Raw genomic sequence first — 17,376 nt, forward strand, 5'->3', positions numbered from 1 at the left:
ATCAGAGTTCGAATCTTGGTTTGTTTAAATCAATCGCTGGATGAGTCCGATCGCCTCGACGATCTGGGCCTCGGTATGCTCGCTGCTCAAGAAGAACCGCAGGCGGGCGGCCTTTTCCTCGACGGCGGGGTGGATGATGGGCTGCACGTTCACGCCGTGTTCGAACAGGCTGTTCGACAAGCGCACCGCCTTCAGGGAACTGCCCACAATGACCGGAATCACCGAATAGCCCTGCGACAGGCCGGTATCCAGGCCGGCCGCGCGGGCCTGCTGCAAAAAGAACCGGCCCCGCTGTTTCAGCTGGGCGACGCGCTGCGGCTCGGCCCGCATCAGGTCCAGCGCCGCCAGCGATGCCGCCGCCATCGGCGGCGCGATGCCCACGCTGTAGACGAAGCCGGGAGCGGCGTATTTCAATTGTTCGACCAGGGCGCGTTCGCCGGCGATGTAGCCGCCGCACCCCGACAGAGTCTTGGATAGCGTGCCCATCCAGATGTCCACATCCCGGCCGTCGACACCGAAATGCTCGTGCAGGCCATGGCCTTTTTCGCCCAGCACACCCAGCGCATGGGCCTCGTCCACCATCAGGAATGCCTGGTGGCGGCGCTTGAGCTCGATCAGCGCCGGCAGGTCGGGCATGTCGCCGTCCATGCTGTAGATGCCTTCCACCACGATCAGCACGCGCTCGAACCGGCCACGGATCTCGGCCAGCAGGCGATCCAGGGTGGCGACGTCGTTGTGAGGGAAGGAACGACGGGCAGCACCCGACAACTGGATGCCCATCAGCACGCTGTTGTGGATCAGGCTGTCATGCACGATCAGGTCCTTGGGGCCGAACAGGTGACCGATGGCGCTGACGTTGGTGGCATGGCCGCTGACGAAGACCACGCAGTCTTCCGTGCCATAGACCTGAGCCAGCCCGCGTTCCAGATCGCGCTGGACGGGGCGCTCGCCCGCCACCAGGCGGCTGGCGGATACCGTGGTGCCATAACGGTCGATCGCTTCCTTGGCTGCCTGATCGACCTGCGGGTGGCCGGCCAGGCCCAGGTAGTTGTAGCTGGCGAAGTTGATGTAGTCGCGCCCGCCGATGCGGGTGGTGGCGCCCGCCTGGCCTTCATGCACCCGGAAAAACGGATTGTCCAGGCCCAGGCGCTGGGATGCCGCCTTGGACACCAGCATTTTTTCGTAGGCCGGGTGGCGATCGAAGCGGGTCCAGGCTTCGGGAATTTCGCGCCGGATAGCCGCGCGGCGGGCCGGGTTGGCCTGCGCCGCTTCGCCGCCACCGGCTTTCTTGCCCAGAATGCGGTCGATCAGTTGAAACTTGCCGGGGGCGCTGGATTCAGTCTTGCTCATCAGATCAGGGACGTTCCGGTTTGCGCCAGCCGCCGGGTCTCCGCCTCCAGGCTGCGCAGTTCGTCGGCGTCGAGGTCGGATTCGTGCCGGCCGACGACACTGGCCACGAGGCCGGCAGCTCCGGGCGTGGAACCGTCATCGTCATCGCCGTCGCCTGTCAGGCGTTCGATGATCCGCGCAGCCACGCCCGCCACCGTGGGCGCATCGTTCAGCATCATCACCGGCAACTGGATGCCGAAGCGCTGTTCCAGGCCCAGCGCCAGTTCCACCGCCATCAGCGAATCCATGCCCAGGTCGTGCAGGGACTTGTGCGCGTCAATACGGTCGGCGGCAATGGACAGAGTCTGAGCGACTTCTCCCGCCACCAGTTCCTGCACGATGCGGGCGACGGTTTCTGGATCCTTGCCCTGAATCAGACTGCGGATGTCCTGGTTATCCACCGCGACCTCCTGGCGGTTGCGGTTCAAGACGGTAAACCGCGGACTGTCAGCCGACGGCAGCAGGCGCGACAGCACATTCCAGTCGAAATCGGCCACGATGGCATGGGCGTTGCCCTGTCTCAGGACACGGCCCAGTTCATCCAGCGCCTTGGCCGCCGTCAGAGGCGGTCGGCCCAGGCGATTTTCCAGGCTGTCGCGCACGGCTTCGTGACGGGTCAGGTAACCCGCATCCCCGATGGGGCCCCAGGCGATGCAGGTGGCGGGCAGGCTCTGGCCGCGCCGCAGCGCCGCCAGACTTTTCAGGCCCGCGTTGGCCGCCACGTAATTGCCCTGGCCCGGGTTGCCGATGGCGGTCGTGACCGATCCATACAGCACAAAATGCCGGATCGGATCGGCCAGCGTGGCCTGGTGCAGATGCCAGGCGCCGGACAGCTTCGCATCCAGCACGCCGCACATGCTGTCTGAGTCCATCCGGCTGACCAGGCGGTCGTCGAACACGGCGGCCGCATGCACCACGCCCTGCAGCGGCGGCAGGGTCCGGCGGATATCGGCGATCATGTTCCGGACAGCCTCGGCATCGCGGATGTCGCAAGCACGAACATGGGCCTGCGCGCCTAGGGCAGCCAGACTCTGGATCGCTTCGGCGGCGCCGGGTGTATCCATGCCGCGCCGTCCCGCCAGCACCAGATGACGCACGCCCCGGGCGGCCAGCCAGCGGGCGGTTTCCAGACCGAAACCGGACAGTCCTCCCGTGATCAACCAGCTTGCATCGCTCGCGAACACAGGCGGCTGGCTGCCCAGCCTGGGGGGATCGATCGCGGGCCGGGCGTCGGCCATGGATACGACGATCTTGCCGATGTGACGGGCCTGTTGCATGACGCGGAACGCGTCCACCACCCGGTCGGCGGTAAAGCTGCGATACGGCAGCGGCGCCAGGGTGCCATCGGCGAACAGGCTCATGACTTCGGCAAACAGGCGGGCCGCCAGCGCCGGTCTGCCAGTCAGCAACTGATCGGCGTCGATGCCGAAATAGCTGATGTTGTTGCGCAGCGGCCGCAGGCCCAGGGGCGTGTTTTCAAAGAAGTCGCGCTTGCCCAGTTCCAGGAACCGGCCAAAGGGCTTCAAGACGTCCAGGCTGCGGCGCATGGCCTCGCCCGCCAGTGAATTCAATACCACGTCCACGCCCTGCCCCCGGGTGGCGGCGCGGATCTGATCGGCGAAAGCCAGGCTGCGCGAGTCAAGGACGTGGTCGGCGCCCAGCAGGTGGACGAAATCACGCTTTTCGTCTGTGCCGGCGGTCGCGAAAACTTCCGCCCCCAGATGACGGGCCAACTGGATGGCGGCGATGCCCACGCCGCCCGCCGCGCCATGGATCAGCACGCGTTCGCCGGGCTGCAGGTCCGCCAGCTGTTTCAGGGCGTAGTACACGGTCAGGAATACCGTGGGCACGGTGGCCGCCGCTTCGAAGGACCAGCCGTCGGGCACGCGAGCCACGGCATCGGCGCGCGTGACTACATGGCTGGCAAAGCAGGACGGGCCAAAGCCCATGACGGCATCGCCAGGCGCCAGATCGCGCACACCGGCGCCGACACGGCTGACCACGCCGGAAAACTCCAGGCCCAGGCTGGCGCCGGCAAAGCCGTTCTCGACCGCTTCGTCGGGCAGCAGACCCATCAGATACATGACATCGCGGAAATTCAGGCCCGTGGCGCAAGTCTGGACTTCGACTGCCTGATCATCCAGGGGACGCTCCGCATCGCGCAGCCACACCAGATTGCGCAGCTTGCCCGGCACATGAAAATCCAGGCGAAACCGATCCGCGCGCTGGCAGGCCGCCGCAGCGCGGCGCTCTTCCTTCATCACAAGAACCTGGCGGCGATCCGCCTGCCAGAGGATCTCGTTGGCGCCATCGGGGTGACGCAGCTCGCGCAGCAGGCGATCAACATCGCCGTCACCCAGATCGACCAGGGTGCAATCCAGGACGGGCGCCTCGTTCATCAGAACACGCCCGAACCCCCACAGGGCTGCCTGAGCCGGGGAAGGCACGGCCCCCTCGATCGGAGCATCGCCCAGCGCCCCGCCCCGCGTGACGATCCAGAGACGCGGCGGGACTTCCCGGCCCATCAGCGTCTGGGCGCACGCCATCAGGGCCGTGGCGGAGCCAGCCGCCTGGTCCGCAACATCCACCCAGCCGATCATGGAGACGCACTGCGCCCATGAACCCGCATCGGGCACCACGTCGCAGACGGTCACGGACATGCCCTGGGCGCCCAATCGGCTGGACAGATCCATTCCGAAGGCGCGGCTGGCCTCATCGACCAGCAGCAGCCAGCCACCGGAAACCCCGGCCGGATCGCCCGCTTCCGCAGCGGCGTCGACCAGCGCGTCATGGACAGCCGCGACGGCTTCGCCGGTATCAACGTCAGCCTGGGCGGATCGCGCAATCACCAGATACGCGCCTTCGGCCAACCCCTCGGCAGCCGGTTCGCACCAGACGAAGCTGTCGGCCAGCCCGGCTTCGCGCAGCAACTGCTGCCACACGGCAGGCTGCCACAGCGGCGCCTCGGGCGGCGCCACGCCGGCCGCGCCCGCTTCCTCGCCGGCCGGCACGCTCAGCCACCAGGCGGGGTCCAGGCCTTCCAGCAGATGCGCGCTCCAGTCGGCGTGGCGCTCGGCGACCACCAGCAGGCCGCCCGCCGCCAGCCGCTGACGCGCACCGGCCACGACGGCAACAGGGTCGGCCAGCAGATGCAAACTATGGCGGTAGATGATCACATCGAACCGCGCGGCGTCCAGGCCATGCCAGACGGACTGTGCGTCCTCATCCGATGCCAGGACACGAACGGCGGGCTGATCCTGATACTCGGCCGCCTGGCGATCGGCCAGATCGGCATCGGCGACCACCAGCGCATAATCGACCTGATCTTCGGGCAAAGCGCCCAGCAGCGTCTTGGGCAATTCACTGAGTGCGGCCGTCCATTCCAGCACCCGCAGCCTGCGCGTGGCGGGCAGCGCGCCCGCCAGGGACCGCAGCAAGGCTTCCAGCGCCAGGCGCTCGCCCAGATAGGTGGGGTCGTCCTGATAGCGGTTTTCCGCCACGGCGGAACGGCGCAGGCGATCCCGCAGCGCCAGCGGGTCCAGGCGCCCCTGCAGCAGGGCGGGCAGCTGGCGGCCCCAATGGCCCATCAGGGCCAGTTGCGGCAAATAGGCTGGATTGTCCCGCAGCAGGCTTTGCCACAGCTCGGCCGCCTGGGGCCATTCGGCATCCCGGCTCAGTGTCCACACATCATCCTGGCGAACCAGCAGGCCTTCGTCGCGCAGGCGCGCGCCAAGCCAGCGCGCCAGAGGACTGGCCGAAGGCGCGTCGAACAGCGCCGCCCAGTCCGGCGCGGCAGCCCGCAGCGCCAGTCGCCGGCAGGCCTCCATCGCAAAGGACAGGACCAGGATCTCGGTCAGCGGCAGGGTTTCGCGGAACCATCGTCGGCGAGCATCCCACAGCGGAGCCAGGTGATCGGACAGCAGCGGGACGAGATCCGCCGGCGCGGGCATCGCCGTCCGCCGCTCGTCCTGCGGATGGACTTTCAGACGCGACGCGATCCGCCAGCGCGAAACGGCCTTGCCGGCGTTCGGGTTCAGAGCTGCAGCGCGAAAGCGGCAGGCTTCGGCCAGGGCCAGCAGCGCGCCGCTTTCATCGAGCAGTTCGCAATCGGCCAGAACGGATCGGCGCCCGCGTCGCAGCACACGCACCCGCAGGCGCTGTGCCTGTCCGGGCCGGCACAGCGTCAGCCGACCGACCCGCACCGGCAGCATGGCCATGCCATCGCCTGCCTGGATGGCGTCCTGGAAGAATGCGATCAAAGCCTGGAAACAGAGATCCAGCACGCCAGGATGCAGCAGATACTCGGCGGATGCGGCCGGCTCCGGCGGGACCAGCGTCGCGTCCAGCTGATCGTCGTGGATGCGGATGGACTGCACCCCCTGGAAGACCGGACCATATTCCAGGCCAAGCCCGGTCGCCAGCGCATAGTGCGTGTCATGCCCGACCGTGCGAAAGTCAGCGCCGGGCGCTTGTGGAAACGCATCGGGCAGTTGCCCCGAACATTCCAGCAGCCGTCCTGCCGCATGCAAGGTCCATTCGTCATGACTCAGGCGTTGACGGCTCTGGATCGTGAAACGGCCGTCGCGCGGATGGATGGTCAGGCGCAGGCTGCGGGCATGGTCGCCATCGAACACCATCGGCGCCAGGATCTCCAGCGATTCCAGCACGGGCGCCTTGCCGCGCCAGGCACGGCCGGCGGCCAACGCCATTTCCGCATAGGCCGCCCCGGGAAAGACGATGGCGCCGCCGACCCGGTGATCGGCCAGCCAGGGCAGGACCTGGACATCCAAGGTGTTTTCCCAGGCGGCGTCGGCATCGGGCAGGCGCCAGCCCAGCAAAGGGTGCTCACGCCGCCGCTGGATGGCCAGCAGGCTTTCGCCGGTCTGGGGGTGCCAGTACCGTTCGCGCTGCCAGGGGTAATTCGGCAAACGCACGCGCCGGCCGGCCGCCGGAAACCGGCTTTGCAGGACAGATGGCTCGGACAGCAACAGACAACGGCCGATGGTGTGCTGGATCCGCTGCGCGCCATCGTCGTGGCGACTCAAGGCGCCCAGCACCCGGCCCCGAATATCCGCGTCGCCCAGCGTTTCCGTCAGGTAGCGCTGCAGGATCGCATGCGGCCCGACTTCCAGAAAGACCCGGCAGCCGAGCCGGGCCAGGCAGAGCGAGGCGGCCTGGAACCGGACCGGCTCACGGATATTGCGCCACCAGTATTCCGCATCCAGGCAGACGCCCTCGAGGGCGTCCCCCGTGACGGTGGACACGAAGACCGCGGACCGGGCCGCGCCGGGATCCAGATCCCGCAGCGTGTGCAGCACCTGATCGCGGATGGGGTCCATGCAAGGGCCATGGAAAGCGTAATCCAGGTCCAGCAGACGGAAGAACACGCCCTGCGGCTGCAGATGCGCCTGCATTTGCAGCAGGCCTTCCAGGTCGCCGGACAGAGTGAGATTACCCGGGCTGTTATACCCCGCAATGGTCACGCGGTCCGCCAGATCGAGTTCCGCAAGCAGGGATGCCAGCGCATCGGCCGACAGCGCGACGGCGGCCATGCGCCCCCGCCCTCGCGTCAGCCCCTGGGCCTGGCTGCGGGCGCAGATCACCCGGGCCGCCTGTTCCAGGCCAAGAGCCCCGCAAGCCCAGGCCGCCGCGATTTCCCCCACGCTGTGTCCGGTGACCGCCTGCGGAACAATGCCTTGTTCGCGCAGCAGCAGCGTCACGGCCACCTGCACGGCAAACAGCAAGGGCTGGGCCGCCGTGGTGTCATCCAGCCTGGATTCTTCGGTGGACACACGCAGTTCATGCACGACGGAAAAGCCGGCAAGCGGCTGCAACAGCGCGTCCAGTTCGCCCAGGATGGCGGCAAACCGGGGAGACTCGTCCAGCAGACGACGGCCCATGCCCTGCCATTGGGATCCATTGCCCGAATACACAAATGCGATGCCGCCGGGTTCGGGGAGCGTGTCCTCCGTCAGAACGGCCGTGGAGTCCTCGTCATCCGCAAAGGCCTGCAAGCGATCCACCGCATCGGCAAAGGACGCGGGCTGCAGGATCAGGGCCTTGTCCAGGCGGTCTCGACGAAACGCCGCGCCATAGGCGATGGCGTCGTAGGCCTCGGGCCCCTGGACGACCAGTTGCTGCGCGTAGCCGCCCGCCATTGCCGCCAGGGCGGGGGCGCTGCGCGCCGACAACAGCAGCGGCGGCAGGCAGCGCGTGGCGGCATCCGCCGGCGCGGCCTGCGGTGCGACGGTCGCCGGCCCCTGCAGCAGGACATGCGCATTGGCGCCGCCGAAACCGAAGGAATTCACCCCGGCAACCAGCGGCCGCCCGCCCGCCGGCAACATGCGATCCCGAGTGGAAATTTCCAGGTTCAATGCCTGAAAATCGATATGCGGATTGGGGGTATTCAGATGGATGGCCCCCGGCAGGGCCCGATGCTTCAAGGCCAGCACGGTCTTCACCAGGCCCGCCATGCCCGAGGCGGCCTCCAGATGGCCCACATTGGCCTTCACCGAGCCGATGGGCAGCGGCGTGGCATGCCCCTGGCCGTAAACCTGGCCGATGGCGGCGGCCTCGATGGGGTCGCCGACCGCCGTGCCGGTGCCATGAGCCTCGATGAAATCGACATCGCCCGCCGCCAGGCCGCTGCGCGACAGGACTTCCCGCATCAGATCGGCCTGCCCCTGGGCGCTGGGAATGGTGATGCCGGTCTTGCGGGCGCCATCCGCGTTCACCCCGCTGGCCAGGATGACGGCCTGGATGTCGTCGCCATCGGCCAGGGCCTGCTCGTAGGGCTTCAGCAGCAGGACCGCCCCGCCCTCGGAACGCACGTAGCCATCGCCCGCCGCATCGAAGGGCCGGCAGCGCCCCGTGGCGGACAGCATCGACGCCTTGGTGAAACCGACGAAGGGATAGGGATGCAGCAACAGATTGACCCCGCCCACCAGTGCGCAGGATGCTTCGCCCGTCTGGATGGTGCGGCAGGCATGATGCAAAGCCACCAGCGACGAAGAACAGGCGGTATCCACCGCCAGTGAGGGACCATGCAGGTCATACACATAGGACAGACGGTTGGCGGCCACGCTGAGCGTATTGCCGGTCATCGAGTGGGAAGAGAGGCTTGCCAGATCGTCCAGGCCCCGTGTGCCGTAATCCAGGGCTGCAATGCCGACATAGACGGCGCAGTCCGACCCGGCCAGGGACGATGGCGGGACACCCGCGTTTTCCATGGCTTCCCAGGACAATTCCAGCAACAGACGCTGCTGCGGATCGAGCCAGGCGGCCTCGCGCGGCGAAATGCCGAAGAAGCCGGCATCGAACTCGTCGATGCGCGACAGCACCCCGGCCGAGAACGTGATGCTGCGGCCAGGCTCAGCCCGTTTGGAATGCTGCAGTTCGGATGTCGCCCAGCGCTCCGGCGGAATTTCAGTGACCAGATCGCGATGGTTCATCAACGCAGACCAGAAACCGGCCTCGTCGCGACAATCGCCCGGGAACCGGAACGCCATTCCGACCAGGGCAATGGCGCCTTGCATGGCTTCCGCAGCCGCACGATCACCCTTCTGTTGATTTTTCCCGACTGACAAACAACTTCCCCAACAACTTTTGTTATGTTTGTTACTTTTTGGCACGCTACCGCCGTGCCGTCACACGTTCGGCAAGCGCTGGCTCGCATTGTATTACAAAGGTAATATTTTCAATCACGATAGTGCTTATAAGAGTGGGGGCAATGAAGATCGGCACCGTGCTGTCCTCACCGCAGTCCCCGCCGAAAGGCCCGGCATCTTGAGAAAAATCAAACACCGGCCAGATAAACCGGCCGTCCGGCGGCCCGCGACCACACCCAGGGTTTACCCGGTGCTACAGTCGGACTGACCTGATCCAAGGCCGTCCTCTCGACCCTCCAAAGAACAGCCATGACCCCACACCAGGACTGGGACCCCCGCGCCCCGGAAGTGCTCGCCGACCCCATCGCCGCCTACGACCGGATGCGCCGGCGCTGCCCGGTGGCCCACAGCGACTATCTGCATCATTCCGTGTTCCGCCATGCCGACGTCATGCGCATCCTGATGGATCACGAGACGTTCAGCAGCCAGGCCTCGCGCCATGTCTCGGTGCCCAACAGCATGGACCCGCCCGAACACACGGCCTGGCGCGCCCTGATCGAGCCCTATTTCGGGCCGGACCGCATGGCGGCCTTCGAACCGGACTGCCGCCGCATCTGCGCCGAGCTGGTCGCGGCATTGCCGCGCAACGCCTCCGTCGAAATCATGTTCGGCCTGGCGCACCCGTTCGCGCTGCGCATGCAGTGCGCCTTCCTGGGCTGGCCCGACAGCCTGCATGAACCGCTGCGGCAGTGGATCCACAAGAAGAACGTCGCCACGCTGTCGGGCGACACGCATGCCATCGCGGCCGTGGCCACCGAATTCGACCAGACCATCCGCGATCTGCTCCAGGAACGCCGCCAGGCGGGCGACCGGGCGCCCGACGACGCGACGACCCGCCTGATGCGCGCGTCCATCCACGGCCGCGCCCCGACCGAGGACGAGATCGTCAGCATCCTGCGCAACTGGACCGTCGGCGAACTGGGCACCATGGCCTCCAGCGTCGGCATCATCGCTTACTACCTGGCCACGCATCCGGCGCTGCAGGATCAACTGCGCCACGACCCCTCGCTGGTGCGCGCCGCCAACGACGAAATCCTGCGCATCCACGCCCCCCTGATCGCCAACCGGCGCACCCCGACCTGTCCGGCGCGAGTCGGCGGCGCCGAGATCCAGCCCGGCGAGCGCCTGACGCTGATCTGGGCGTCCGCCAACCGCGACGAAGCCGTGTTCGGCGATCCGGACGAGTTCCGGCTGGACCGCGACCCGGCGCTGAACCTGCTGTACGGGGCGGGCATCCACGCCTGCCCGGGCGCGCCGCTGGCCCGCCTGGAACTGGAAGCCATGATCCAGGCCCTGCTGGCCGGCACCCGGGCGCTGGAACCCAGCGACGAACACCCGCCCATGCCGGCCATCTACCCTGCCAGCGGCCACCGGCAGGCGATCCTGATGCTGCGCCACTGAGCGCCGCCCGCGTCGGGCTCCACGCGAGATGCGGAGCCCGGCGTCCGCATTTCGTGGCGAAGAAGGGACACGGCATAAGCTCATCACGGATTCCCATACCAAGCAGCGGTTATATCCGCCCCGGCAAGACTACAATTCAGGCATGAACCATTCGGGGTGGAAAACACCCTGGTTTTACGGGGGCTTGCCAGCCATGTGTCAGCTATTGGGCATGAATTGCGCCACGCCGACGGACATCACGTTTTCCTTCACCGGCTTCGCGGCGCGAGGCGGCGGCACCGACCACCACGCCGACGGCTTCGGCATCGCCTTTTACGAGAACCGGGGTTCGCGCTGCTTCCTGGACAACGCGCCCTGCTGCCAGTCGCCCGTGGCCGAACTGATCAAGCGCTACCCGATCAAGTCGCGCAACGTCATCGCCCACATCCGCAAGGCCACCCAGGGCGCCCTGGAACTGGAAAATTGCCACCCGTTCGTGCGCGAACTCTGGGGGCGCCACTGGCTGTTCGCCCACAACGGCGACCTGAAGTCCTTCGCGCCGCCCCTGCGCGGCGACTATCTGCCCATCGGCCAGACCGACAGCGAACGCGCCTTCTGCTTCATGATGGAAGGCCTGCGGGCGCGGTTCGGCACGCGCGAACCCGATGACCGGGAACTGTTCGCCGCCGTGGCGGACATGACCACGGAACTGACCCGCTACGGGGTCTTCAATTTCCTGCTGTCCAACGGGCGCTGCATGATGGCGCACTGCTCCACCTCGCTGACCTACATCGTGCGGGCCTGGCCGTTCCAGGTCGCGCACCTGGTGGACACCGACGTGGCCGTGGATTTCGCCAACATCACCGCGCGCGGCGACTGCGTGGCCGTCATCACCACCAAGCCGCTGACCGACAACGAGACCTGGACCGCCTTCCAGGCGGGCGAACTGATGATGTTCGTGGACGGCCGTCCGCAATCCAGCCTGCGGATCGACATCCCCGAGGACATCCAGCGCAGCAACCGGGCGAATCTGGCGTGCGCGTGACCTTGCGGATCCGCCCCGGCGCCGACCGGGTCCGGCCCGCGCGGACACCGCGTTGACGTGCGGGGCATTCCGCCGGGCATTGGCCGGATGCCCTATGATGATGTCATGACTGATCCCACTGCAGACAACGATCCGCGCCCGGTCGAGCCCATCGAGCCCGATCTGAACGAATGCTGCGGCAACGGCTGCTGCCCCTGCGTGTTCGACACTTATGCCGAGGAAAAGCGCAGCTGGCAACAGGCCCTGAAGGCCTGGGAAGAGCGCCACCCGGATCAGGTGAAAGACACCGCCACCCCCTGAACCAGCACGCCGTCCCCGGCCACGCCCCCGCCCGTGATCGCGATTGCGGACCGCTCACCGCGATGCCTTGCCTCGCGACGTCACGACACGCGGGGAGTCCTTGCTGCGCATAGGGTTCCTGCCGGTTTCGGGGAGCGGCATTTTTATAATCTGACTTTCCGATTCATCTTTTCAGGAATGACGCACCGTGGCTTCCGACGCTATCCCCATGTTTGCCGAAAACACCTATCCGCTCGACGCGCGGGGCATCGCCAAGCGCTTCCGGCACGCCGCCATCTTCGGCGCCCTGTCGGCCCTGCAGCCGGGTGAAACCATGCGCTTCTGCAACGATCACGACCCGCTGCCGCTGCTGCAACAGCTGAAGAACCATTTCGGCGAAAACATCCAGTTCGAATACCTGGCCCGCAACCCGGGAGAAATCGTCATCGATTTCCACATCGTGCCCTGAACGCGCCGCCGCGCACATCCGCCAGCCACCCGCCCGGGTGGCTTTTTCATGCCCGCCGGAAGCCGTTTGCGCCGGTCGCCTCCCTCGATCGATCCCCGCCGGACCGAACCCGGAACGCCGTCCGCATCCCCGCCGATTAACTCAGGTCAAGCCTAGCGAAGAAAGTCAGGTCTCATGCTTGATGGCACCATATGTTGTGTTTAGTATTCACACAAACACAATATATAGAGATCCAAGCATGAACCCACATTCCACCGTCCAGGCCGGCCAGCGCCCCGTCCCGCAGATCGACGTGATCCGCTCCATCGACGAATACCTGCGGCAGCAGGACTGGCGCGTCAACGCCAACGCCAACCAGGGCTATTCCCTGGGCGGCCTGATCCTGAACACTTCCGGCAAGATGATCGCCAACTACTGGCTCAGCCACGTCTACCCGGAAGCCATCGGCCAGGCCCACCGCCAGGGCGACCTGCACATCCACGACCTGGACATGCTGTCGGGCTACTGCGCCGGCTGGTCGCTGCGCACGCTGCTGAACGAAGGCCTGAACGGCGTGCCGGGCAAGGTCGAATCCGCCCCGCCGCGCCACATGTCCAGCGCAGTGGGCCAGATCGTCAATTTCCTGGGCACGCTGCAGAACGAATGGGCGGGCGCGCAGGCCTTCAGTTCCTTCGACACCTACATGGCGCCCTTCATCCGCAAGGACGCCATGAGCTACGAGCAGGTGCGCCAGTGCATGCAGGAGCTGATCTACAACCTGAACGTGCCTTCGCGCTGGGGCACGCAGACGCCGTTCACCAACCTGACCTTCGACTGGGTCTGCCCGGAGGACCTGCGCGACCAGGTGCCGGTGATCGGCGGCGAGGAAATGCCGTTCTCGTACGGCGAGCTGCAGGCCGAAATGGACATGGTCAACCAGACCTACATCGAGGTCATGATGGCCGGCGACGCCAAGGGCCGCGCCTTCACCTTCCCCATCCCGACCTACAACATCACGCCGGATTTCGACTGGCACAGCCCCAACGCCGAACGGCTGTTCGAGATGACGGCGAAGTACGGCCTGCCCTACTTCCAGAACTTCATCAATTCGGAACTCAAGCCCAACATGATCCGGTCCATGTGCTGCCGCCTGCAGCTGGACCTGCGCGAACTGCTGAAGCGCGGCAACGGCCTGTTCGGCTCGGCGGAACAGACCGGTTCGCTGGGCGTGGTGACGATCAACTGCGCCCGCCTGGGCTATCTGCACCGGGGCGACGAGGCCGCCCTGCTCGCGCGGCTGGACGAGTTGCTGGACCTGGGCCGGCAAAGCCTGGAGATCAAGCGCCGCGTCATCCAGGACCTGATGGACGGCGGCCTGTTCCCCTACACCCGCCGCTACCTGGGCACGCTGCGCAACCACTTCTCCACGCTGGGGGTCAACGGCGTCAACGAGATGATCCGCAACTTCACGGCCGGCGAGCACGACCTGACCAGCCCCTGGGGCCACGACTTCGCCGTGCGCCTGCTGAATCACGTCCGCGCCCGCATGATCGAATTCCAGGAATCCACCGGCCACCTGTACAACCTGGAAGCCACGCCCGCCGAAGGCACCACCTATCGCTTCGCGAAAGAGGATCGCGCCCGCTGGCCCGACATCCTGCAGGCCGGCACGGACGACATGCCCTACTACACGAATTCCTCGCAGCTGCCGGTGGGCTTCACCGACGACCCCTTCGAGGCGCTGGAACGCCAGGACGAACTGCAGCGCAAGTACACGGGCGGCACCGTGCTGCACCTGTACATGACCGAACCGCTGTCCTCGGCCGACGCCTGCCGCACACTGGTGCGCCGCACGCTCAGTCGTTTCTCCCTGCCCTACATCACGATCACGCCGACTTTTTCCATCTGCCCGAAGCATGGCTACCTGCCCGGTCGGCACGACTTCTGCCCGCACTGCGACGACGATCTGCTTGCCCGCCAGCACAGCCAGGCGAAGGCGGCAGCGCACGCGGTACCGGCATGAACGACGCGGGTGGCCCACATCGCCCGATCCCTGCTGGCAAGGCCGCGTGTCTCCGGGCTCGCCGACCAAGCGCTGCAACGGGGGACGCCGCCCATAAGCCAATGCCTGTCCCCGGCTCCGCCAGCCAGCCCGACAACCCTTTTTCCCGTCCGGACCACGGTCCGGTTTTCTCAGCCTCTCAGGAGCACATCATGTCCAACACATCCATCACTCTGAACGACGCCGAACGCCAGCCTTGCGAAATCTGGACCCGCGTCATGGGCTACCACCGCCCCGTCTCGTCCTTCAACATCGGCAAGAAGGGCGAATTCCACGAGCGCCGCTTCTTCGTCGAACGGCACGCCGGCCAGGCGCCGGCGGCGCGGACCGCCTGATCGGGGTCCGCCATGCACGCCGCCCGCATCGCCCCCGGCAGCGGCGCCCGGACGCTCAAGGCGGGCGGCCTGGTGCCCTTCACGGCCACGGACTTCCCCGGCCTGCTGGCCGCCGTGGTCTTCGTGCAGGGCTGCCCCTGGCGCTGCGGCTACTGCCACAACCCGCATTTGCAGCCCCGCACGGCGGACAGTCCCATCGACTGGGCCGACATCCTGGCGTTTCTGAAGCGCCGGGTCGGCCTGATCGACGGCGTGGTCTTCAGCGGCGGCGAGCCCACCATGGACCCCGGCCTGGGCGCCGCCATCCGGCAGGCGCGCGAACTGGGCTACAAGGTCGGCCTGCACACCGGGGGCACGCACCCGCGCCGCCTGGCCCAGGTGCTGCCGCTGGTGGACTGGGTCGGCCTGGACATCAAGGCCGGCTTCGAACACTACGACCGGATCACGCAGGTCGCCGGCAGCGGCGCGCCGGCCCGGGCCAGCCTGCGAGCCGTCCTGGACAGCGGCGTGGATTTCGAATGCCGGACCACGGCGCACCCCGATCTGATCGGCGCCGACGAACTGCTGGACTTGGGCCGGATGCTGGCTGATCTGGGCGTGCGGCGCTACGCCGTCCAGATCTTCCGGCCCCAGGGCTGCGCGGACGCCGACCTGAACGCGCGCGGCCAGTCGCTGCGGGACTGGCCGGGCAAAGACGTCCGGTCGGCGCTGGCGGCGATGTTTCCTGCGTTCCAGATCCGGCTGCCCTGAGCGCCGCCCTCAGGCGGCCTCGGCGGCCCGGCGCCCGCGCTGGCGAAATCCCTGGCGGATGTCCTCGGGCACCAGGGAACCGCCGGTGCTCCAGATGACGTGGGTGGCCCCGCCCATGACGGCGGCCAGCCCGTGGCGTTCCAGGTAGGCCTGGCCCTGCGGCGTATCCAGCACCTGCAGCGGCCCGCGCAGGCCGGTCGCCGCCGAGGGCTCCACATAGATGCCTTCCCTGTCTTCCAGGCGCCAGGCATCGGCGTAGAATGTGTCCTCGCCCACGGTGAAGACCCCGGACAGCAGGGACGCCATCAGGGGCGCGACCAGCGGCGAGGCCTGGCCCACGGCCAGCCCGTCGGCTTCGGTGCGGTTGTCCAGACCCACGTCGTAGACGGAGACGGGACGATCCGCGCCGCACGCCAGCTGCACCAGCATGCAGGGCGAACCGGTCGGCTCGACGAAGAAGCCGTGGACGTGCGCCCCGAACAGGCGTTTCAGGCCATACAGGATGCCGCCCGGCGCCCCGCCGACCCCGCACGGCAGGTAGACGAACAGGGGATGCTCCGCATCCACCGGCCGGCCCGCCGCCCCCAGTTGCGCCTGCAGCTCGCGCGCGGCGGCCGCATAGCCCAGGAACAGCGATTCGGATTGCTCGTCGTCGACGAAATGCATCCAGGGATCGGCCTGCGCGATGGCCCGGCCGGCGGCCACGGCGGCGGCATAATCCCCCGCGTGCTCGACCACGGCGATGCCCCGCGCCCGCAGGCGCTGCTTTTTCCATTCCTTGGCATCCGCCGACATGTGCACCACGGCCCGCAGGCCCAGGCCGGCGCCGATCAGGCCGATGCTCAGGCCCAGGTTGCCGGTGCTGCCCACCGCCACGGCATGCCGGCCCAGCACGGCCCGGGCCGGGGGCTCGGCCAAGGCGCGCCGGTCGGCATCGTCCCGCAACACGCCGGCCTCCAGGCCGATCCGCTCGGCCAGGCTGAGGATTTCATGGAAGCCGCCCCGCGCCTTGACGGATCCCGCCACCGGCAGGGCATCGTCCCGCTTGAGCATCCAGAGTCCCGGAGACGTCGGCGCCAGCGCGTCCCGCAGGCGCGGGATCGGCGTCAACGGCGAAGACAGGCGGCCCCCGGCGGATTCGAGCTCCGGGAAGACCTGTTCCAGCAGCCCCGCGCAGCGGTCGAATCGGGCTTCGGCCACGGCGGGGTCCAGGCGGCCGTCGCGGCCGTCGGCCTGCGGGTCGTAGCCTGGATTCAGCCATAGCAGGGGCCGGCGCTGCGTCAGCCCCTCGGGCAGGCCCGGATGCCGGGCCGCAATATCTGCGTTCATGAAAGGCTCCTGTGCGGCGAGGCATCGGCGCCCCGCCCATTGCTCGAAAGCCTGCTCAGGATACACGGCATGCGCTCCCGCCAGCGGCGAGGCCCCTTCATCACGCCCGGGCCACGGCGGCGGGCCGCCGCACGGGCCCCGGGATGGCGGTCGTCAGGCCGCCGGCCGGATCAGGCGGCCGGCCCCTGCGGCGCGAGCCGCCCGCCCAGGCGCAGGCGCGCCGCCCGGGCCACGTCTCGCAGCACGGCCTTGGGATGAAACACCGCCAGGTCGATGGAGTCCAGCGTGTTCTTCACCATCAGGCCCAGTTCCGTATCGCCTTCGATCACCAGGCGGCGGCTGAAGAACAGGGTGTCGGGATCTTCCTTGCGCTGCAGCAGGCGGTAGAAATCCACCGCGTCGGCGCGGATGGTCAGGTCCGGTTCGGCGTCGCCGTGCCGGGCCGCCCGGAAGGCGTGGTTGCGCCAGGTGTAGTCGAAGCGGACATGCGCGTCGGCGACGTGGATGCGCAGGGACCGGCCTTCCAGCATGTGCAGGGTGTCGGGGTGCAGATGCCGCGCCAGCACCAGGTTCAGGCCGGTGACGAACAGCGCCGAGCCCGGGAACCGGGGCAGGCGTTCCAGCGCCTGGGCGACGGACTGGGGCACACGATAGGCGGGAGTGGTGGAATTGTGCATGCGGAAGCTCGGGTG

At 67.6% G+C, this 17,376-nt stretch carries 11 protein-coding genes; 7 read left to right on the plus strand and 4 right to left on the minus strand.

The window, feature by feature from the left end:
- Positions 1-24: 24 nt before the first annotated feature.
- Positions 25-1,350, minus strand: a complete 1,326-nt coding sequence (locus Q0263_RS15310; protein ID WP_298017977.1) for an aminotransferase class I/II-fold pyridoxal phosphate-dependent enzyme — start codon at positions 1,348-1,350, stop codon at positions 25-27.
- On the minus strand, positions 1,350-8,924 hold the full coding sequence (locus Q0263_RS15315; protein ID WP_298017980.1) for a type I polyketide synthase: 7,575 nt from the start codon (positions 8,922-8,924) through the stop codon (positions 1,350-1,352). Before Q0263_RS15315 ends, Q0263_RS15310 begins: the two co-directional genes overlap by 1 nt.
- 381 nt (positions 8,925-9,305) lie before the next feature.
- Here Q0263_RS15315 and Q0263_RS15320 point away from each other — a divergent pair, with 381 nt between their 5' ends.
- From Q0263_RS15320 to Q0263_RS15350, 7 genes are all read left to right on the plus strand, one after another.
- Positions 9,306-10,457, plus strand: a complete 1,152-nt coding sequence (locus Q0263_RS15320) for a cytochrome P450 (RefSeq protein ID WP_298017983.1) — start codon at positions 9,306-9,308, stop codon at positions 10,455-10,457.
- 193 nt (positions 10,458-10,650) lie between these two features.
- Positions 10,651-11,481 carry a class II glutamine amidotransferase gene (locus tag Q0263_RS15325; RefSeq protein WP_298017986.1) on the plus strand — a complete coding sequence of 277 codons (831 nt, stop codon included), beginning with the start codon at positions 10,651-10,653 and terminating at the stop codon, positions 11,479-11,481.
- Positions 11,482-11,586: 105 nt separating this feature from the next.
- Positions 11,587-11,781, plus strand: coding sequence for an oxidoreductase-like domain-containing protein (locus tag Q0263_RS15330; protein ID WP_298017989.1), 195 nt, complete (start codon positions 11,587-11,589; stop codon positions 11,779-11,781).
- A gap of 208 nt (positions 11,782-11,989) precedes the next feature.
- Positions 11,990-12,229 (plus strand): DUF2249 domain-containing protein, encoded by a 240-nt coding sequence (locus tag Q0263_RS15335; RefSeq protein WP_043681763.1) that lies wholly within the window; start codon positions 11,990-11,992, stop codon positions 12,227-12,229.
- Between the two features lie 238 nt (positions 12,230-12,467).
- On the plus strand, positions 12,468-14,231 hold the full coding sequence (locus tag Q0263_RS15340) for a ribonucleoside triphosphate reductase (protein WP_298017992.1): 1,764 nt from the start codon (positions 12,468-12,470) through the stop codon (positions 14,229-14,231).
- Between the two features lie 191 nt (positions 14,232-14,422).
- Complete coding sequence (gene nrdD, locus Q0263_RS15345) at positions 14,423-14,605, plus strand: anaerobic ribonucleoside-triphosphate reductase (RefSeq protein WP_298017995.1); 183 nt, start codon at positions 14,423-14,425, stop codon at positions 14,603-14,605.
- Positions 14,606-14,617: 12 nt separating this feature from the next.
- Positions 14,618-15,355, plus strand: a complete 738-nt coding sequence (locus Q0263_RS15350; protein ID WP_298017998.1) for an anaerobic ribonucleoside-triphosphate reductase activating protein — start codon at positions 14,618-14,620, stop codon at positions 15,353-15,355.
- Positions 15,356-15,364: 9 nt separating this feature from the next.
- Here the strand turns inward: Q0263_RS15350 and Q0263_RS15355 are convergent, their stop codons facing one another.
- Complete coding sequence (locus Q0263_RS15355; protein ID WP_298018001.1) at positions 15,365-16,684, minus strand: D-serine ammonia-lyase; 1,320 nt, start codon at positions 16,682-16,684, stop codon at positions 15,365-15,367.
- A gap of 170 nt (positions 16,685-16,854) precedes the next feature.
- Entirely contained in the window at positions 16,855-17,361 is a 507-nt protein-coding gene (locus Q0263_RS15360) for an SCP2 sterol-binding domain-containing protein (RefSeq protein ID WP_298018003.1), read from the minus strand.
- Between the last annotated feature and the right edge of the window lie 15 nt (positions 17,362-17,376).

It is taken from the genome of uncultured Castellaniella sp. (genome assembly GCF_937988725.1).
Lineage (GTDB): Bacteria > Pseudomonadota > Gammaproteobacteria > Burkholderiales > Burkholderiaceae_B > Castellaniella.

Bases quoted from the DNA above. Each gene is read 5' to 3' on its own strand.
- Q0263_RS15310 (WP_298017977.1), bottom strand. From the start codon at position 1,350: ATGAGCAAGACTGAATCCAGCGCCCCCGGCAAGTTTCAACTGATCGAC.
- Q0263_RS15315 (WP_298017980.1), bottom strand. From the start codon at position 8,924: ATGCAAGGCGCCATTGCCCTGGTCGGAATGGCGTTCCGGTTCCCGGGC.
- Q0263_RS15320 (WP_298017983.1), top strand. From the start codon at position 9,306: ATGACCCCACACCAGGACTGGGACCCCCGCGCCCCGGAAGTGCTCGCC.
- Q0263_RS15325 (WP_298017986.1), top strand. From the start codon at position 10,651: ATGTGTCAGCTATTGGGCATGAATTGCGCCACGCCGACGGACATCACG.
- Q0263_RS15330 (WP_298017989.1), top strand. From the start codon at position 11,587: ATGACTGATCCCACTGCAGACAACGATCCGCGCCCGGTCGAGCCCATC.
- Q0263_RS15335 (WP_043681763.1), top strand. From the start codon at position 11,990: ATGTTTGCCGAAAACACCTATCCGCTCGACGCGCGGGGCATCGCCAAG.
- Q0263_RS15340 (WP_298017992.1), top strand. From the start codon at position 12,468: ATGAACCCACATTCCACCGTCCAGGCCGGCCAGCGCCCCGTCCCGCAG.
- nrdD (WP_298017995.1), top strand. From the start codon at position 14,423: ATGTCCAACACATCCATCACTCTGAACGACGCCGAACGCCAGCCTTGC.
- Q0263_RS15350 (WP_298017998.1), top strand. From the start codon at position 14,618: ATGCACGCCGCCCGCATCGCCCCCGGCAGCGGCGCCCGGACGCTCAAG.
- Q0263_RS15355 (WP_298018001.1), bottom strand. From the start codon at position 16,684: ATGAACGCAGATATTGCGGCCCGGCATCCGGGCCTGCCCGAGGGGCTG.
- Q0263_RS15360 (WP_298018003.1), bottom strand. From the start codon at position 17,361: ATGCACAATTCCACCACTCCCGCCTATCGTGTGCCCCAGTCCGTCGCC.